Here is a 2,114-nt window from a genome sequence, read left to right on the forward strand (position 1 = left end):
CTGCTGCACCCCCTGGCCGCGGCCCCGCGGGTCCGCGCCCCCCGCGAGGCCGTCGCATGACCACGACCACGACCGCGACCGCGACCGCGACCACGACCATGACCATGACCACCGCCGGCGCCCGGTCCGCGCGGCCCCGGCCGGTCACGGTGTCGCCGCTCAGCAGGCCACCGGCGCGGCTGCTGGTCGTGTGGCTGGTCGTGCTGGTCTCCTGCGTGGCCTGGCGGCGCGGCGTCTACTACTCCGGCGGCCTGGACGTCGTCGTGGCGGCGAAGGCCGCGCTCGGGGTGCTGGCCCTGGCGCTGGCGATCACCGCACCGAGGTCGGGGCCGGCGTGGTCGCGCCTGCGGGCCGGCCCGGTGCCCTGGATCGCGGTCTACCTGGGGGTCTCGGTCGCGGGCGGGCTGTTGCACGGCACCGGATTCGCGACCGCCGTGCTCGCCGCGCGGGTCATGCTGATCACCGTGACGGTGGTGGCCCTGGTCCGGGCCTACCCGTGGCCGGAGCTGCTCGGTTCGCTCACCACGGCGATGCTGCTGCTCGCCGGGGTCGGCACCGTCACCGGGCTCGGGTCGCTGGCGTCCTCGGGACGCCTGTACGGCGGTGTCCCGCCGCTGAACGCCAACGAGCTCTCGCTCCTGGTGGGCGTGCCGCTGGTCTGCCTCGCCTGGCGCTGCCTGAACCGGGAGGCCCGCTGGTGGGACGTGGCCGCGGTGCCGGTCCTCCTGGCGGTGGTCTGGCTGACCGGCACCCGCACCGGCCTCGTCGCGCTGCTGCTCGCGTTCGCGCTGCTGGTCGTGATGACGGCACGGATCCCGGCGGCGCTGGTGGTCGTCGGGGTGCTCTGCTTGCCGGTGCTGCTGTTCGTGGCCTTCCTGACCCCGCTGGTCTCGGGCTATGCCACCCGGGGCGACGCGGCCGCCACCTTGACCCTGAACTCGCGCACCGTCGCGTGGGAGGCGGCGTTCCACTACGCCGACAGCGGATCCGCGCAGCTGCTCGGCTCCGGTCTGGCCGTCAAGGAGATCCCGGTCTCGGCGCTGTACCGCAGCGAGCAGATCCTGGACAGCACCTGGGTCTCCGCGGTCGTGCAGGTGGGCGCGGTCGGCACCGCGGTCCTCGCGCTGATGGTCGTCCTCACCCTGGGGCGCGCGCTGACGGCCGCGCCACCGCTGCGGTCGCTGACCGTCGCCGTCCTCGCCCTCCTCGTGGTCCGCAGCGCGCTCGAGAGCGGGCTCTTCGACGCGTCGCCGGCGTACGTGCCGTTCCTCTGCTTCGCCCTGGCCGTGCCGTCCGGCCGGCGCGCCTCGACCGTCCCGACCAGGGAGCCCTCATGACGTTCCGCATCCTCGTCGTCTGCACCGCGAACCTGTGCCGCTCACCCCTCGTGGCGGCGCTGCTCGCCCACGACCTCGATCCGACCGGCGGCGGTCGGCCCGTCGCCGTCTCGAGCGCGGGCATCAACGCCCTCTCCGGCGAGCGTGCCTGCCCGGAGATGGCGCAGCTGGTCGCGGCCCACTGGCTGCCCGTGGCCCGGCTCGCCGAGCACCGCGCCGTCCAGCTGACGCTCGAGCAGGTCGCCGTCGCAGACCTGATCCTGACCGCTGATCGACGGGCGCGCTCCGAGGTGCTCAAGATGGCGCCCCTGGCCGCACCGCACACGTTCACGGTGCGCGAGGCCGCCGCCCTCGTCACGCGCACCGATCCCCGGACCTGCGGCGCGTCGACCGAGGACCGGCTGTGGTCGTGCGTGGCCACCATGCACGCCCATCGGGGCCTCACCGACCTCCCGCGCACCCGGCACGTCCTCGCGCTGCCCACGGCACTGCGCCCGCTGAGCATCCACGACCACGACCTCCCCGACGCGCACCAGCGCGACCTGGCACCGCACCGGGTCGTCCTGCGTCTCGCCACGAGCGCCGCCGGCCGGCTGGGCGCGAGCCTGTCGGCCTGCGTGACCTCCGGGGTCGGGTGAGCCATGGACGTCGAGGTGCTCCTGGCCGAGGACGGGTTGCGCGGCTGGCACGTCGCCCTGGTCGACGAGCTCGCGGCCGCGGCGCTCTCGGTGCGCGTCGCCACGGTGCCCCACGGCCGCACCTGGGACGCCGACGTCG

The 2,114-nt window shown here is 75.2% G+C and carries 2 protein-coding genes; both read left to right on the forward strand.

Annotated elements, in window-relative coordinates; genetic code table 11:
- Window positions 1-56 precede the first annotated feature (56 nt).
- Window positions 57-1,337, forward strand: coding sequence for an O-antigen ligase family protein (locus tag VGD85_RS08210; protein WP_331062965.1), 1,281 nt, complete (start codon window positions 57-59; stop codon window positions 1,335-1,337).
- Window positions 1,334-1,975 (forward strand): hypothetical protein, encoded by a 642-nt coding sequence (locus VGD85_RS08215; RefSeq protein ID WP_331062966.1) that lies wholly within the window; start codon window positions 1,334-1,336, stop codon window positions 1,973-1,975. The genes VGD85_RS08210 and VGD85_RS08215 overlap by 4 nt, the downstream gene beginning before the upstream one ends.
- Window positions 1,976-2,114 lie beyond the last annotated feature (139 nt).

It is taken from the genome of Nocardioides sp. (assembly GCF_036401255.1).
Lineage (GTDB): Bacteria > Actinomycetota > Actinomycetes > Propionibacteriales > Nocardioidaceae > Nocardioides.